Origin of the sequence: Microbulbifer harenosus, assembly GCF_005771435.1 — a bacterium.
GTDB classification, from domain to species: Bacteria; Pseudomonadota; Gammaproteobacteria; order Pseudomonadales; family Cellvibrionaceae; genus Microbulbifer; species Microbulbifer harenosus.
In genome coordinates this window covers 1-544 of record NZ_VANI01000066.1, presented here as the reverse complement: position 1 = coordinate 544, position 544 = coordinate 1, and the positions used below count along the sequence as shown (strand labels likewise).

The window sequence follows — 544 nt, the reverse complement described above, 5'->3', positions numbered from 1 at the left end:
AGGGGAACCTGGGGCTGGATCACCTCCTTAAACGAAATTCGACCTTCGCTTCGTAAGTGCTCACACATATTGCTTGATCGACTGATGATGTTGATGTTTGAAAGGCTTCAGCGAGTTGGGGCTATAGCTCAGCTGGGAGAGCGCTTGGTTTGCATCCAAGAGGTCAGCGGTTCGATCCCGCTTAGCTCCACCATTTCCCTGAGTTTTTATATAGGCCTGTAGCTCAGCTGGTTAGAGCGCACCCCTGATAAGGGTGAGGTCGGCAGTTCAAGTCTGCCCAGGCCTACCAATTCTTACTCATGCGTCGTTGTGTAAAAGCTCATGTGCTGTTCGCACACTACGCTTTCACACGCCTAGCCTGAGAAAGAATACTTCTACCAGATCTTCAAATATCACTTCAGAAATCAGAAATCTGATTTTTTGAATCGCAACGTATTGCTTGATTCAAGAAATTAGCTTCCTGATTTTTACATCAGATGCTCTTTAACAAGGTGAAACATTTTGTAGTAATACACTGCAAGGCGAGGTTGAGTGCTAACAACAC

2 tRNA genes are annotated in these 544 nt (G+C 45.8%); both read left to right on the top strand.

Going from position 1 to position 544, the window contains the following annotated elements:
• The first annotated feature begins 117 nt into the window (after positions 1 to 117).
• Positions 118 to 193, top strand: a tRNA-Ala gene (locus FDY93_RS19355).
• 19 nt (positions 194 to 212) lie between these two features.
• Positions 213 to 289 (top strand) — tRNA-Ile (locus FDY93_RS19350).
• Positions 290 to 544: the final 255 nt, after the last annotated feature.